General features: G+C 63.5%; 2 protein-coding genes. Both read left to right on the plus strand.

The genetic code is table 11. The annotated features are described in order from the left end of the window. On the plus strand, positions 1–555 hold a 555-nt coding region (locus tag CR157_RS21975), incomplete at its 5' end, for a cytosine permease (RefSeq protein ID WP_181422154.1). Positions 556–719: 164 nt separating this feature from the next. Beyond that, on the plus strand, positions 720–1582 hold an 863-nt coding region (locus CR157_RS21980; protein ID WP_181422155.1), incomplete at its 3' end, for a cytosine permease.

Raw genomic sequence — 1582 nt, forward strand, 5'->3', positions numbered from 1 at the left:
ATCGTCGAGCGCGTCGATTCGCTGCCGCTGACCATCGTCGCCGCGCTGACCTTCTTCGCCGCCACCGTGGGCATCAACCTGGTCGCCAACTTCATCCCGCCGGCCTACGACCTGGCCAACCTCTTTCCCAGCAAGATCAGTTTCAAGATGGGCGGGCTGATCACGGCGGTCATTGCCTTCTTCGTCGGCGCGCTGTGGGTCTCGGTGATCAGCCAGATCGGCGTGCCCGGCTTCGTCAATGCGCTCGGCGCCATCGTCGCGCCCTTCTACGGCATCATCGTGGTCGACTACTACCTGGTGAAGCGTCAGCACCTGGACATGGAGCAGCTGTTCTCTTCCGACCCCGCTGGCGCCTATTACTACGTCAAGGGCTGGAACAGCAAGGCCCTGGCGGCCTTCGGCATGGCGGCGCTGTTCTCCATCTCCACCGTGCTGATTCCCGCCCTCAGCGACCTGAATGGGTACGGTTGGCTGATCGGTGCCGGACTCGGCGGCCTGTTCTACCACTTCCTGATGCGCAACCATCAGATGGCGGTGGCGCCAACCCAGCCGTAGGGCGTCCCCCTACGCCCCTGAACACGATACCCCGAGCCACTTGGCTCGGGGTATCGTGATGGTCGACGCCTCTCGCGACGCAATATTCATCGCAGGCGGATTCCCCCTGACTACCTTATGCTGCAGAAAACGAGACAACCCTTCAGCACAGGGAGCATTTCAGGATGGACGGCGAACTGGAAATCAAGAGCATCGACTCGACGCTCCATAACGTGGACCTGGCCCCGATACCGCACAGCAAGCGCACCTGGGGCTGGTTCGAAATCTTCAACGTCTGGTCCAACGACATCCAGAGCCTGTTCGGCTACACCCTGGCGGCCTCGCTGTTCCTGACCTACGGGCTGAACGGCTGGGCGGTGATGGCGGCGATCATCCTGGCCGGCGTCATCGTGATGTATCTGGTCAACCTGACCGGCAAGCCCAGCGTCAAGTACGGGGTCCCCTTTCCGGTGATGATCCGCGCCAGCATGGGGGTGCGCGGGGCCAACCTGCCGGCCATGCTGCGGGCGATCATCGGCATCTTCTGGTACGGAGTGCAGACCTACTTCGCCTCCACCGCGGTGGCGCTGCTGATCACCGCCCTGTTCGGCGCCGGCGACGGCAGCACGCTCCTGGGCCTGTCGGGCGTGGCCTGGGTGTCGTTCGTGATCGTGTGGATCTTCCAGATCGCGATCTTCTGGCAGGGCATCGACCGCATCAAGCACTTCCTCAACTGGGCCGGCCCGCTGGTCTACCTGGTGATGGTGGCCCTGATGATCGTGGTCTGGGTCCAGGCCGGCAGCGAACTGCTGCCCGCCATCGCCACCATCTTCAGCGGTGGCGGCGAACGTTCCGGCAGTGGCATCGTCGCCTTCCTGGCCATCGTCGGCACCATGGTCGCCTACTTCGCCGCGGTGGTGATCAACTTCGGCGACTTCTCCCGCTTCGTGAGGAGCGAACGCGAGATGAAGCTCGGCAACCTGCTCGGCCTGCCGCTCAACGTGGCCTTCTTCTCGTTCATCGCCCTGATCATCACCGCCGGCACCCT

The organism is Halomonas sp. LBP4 (assembly GCF_003202205.1).
GTDB classification, from domain to species: domain Bacteria; phylum Pseudomonadota; class Gammaproteobacteria; order Pseudomonadales; family Halomonadaceae; genus Halomonas; species Halomonas flagellata.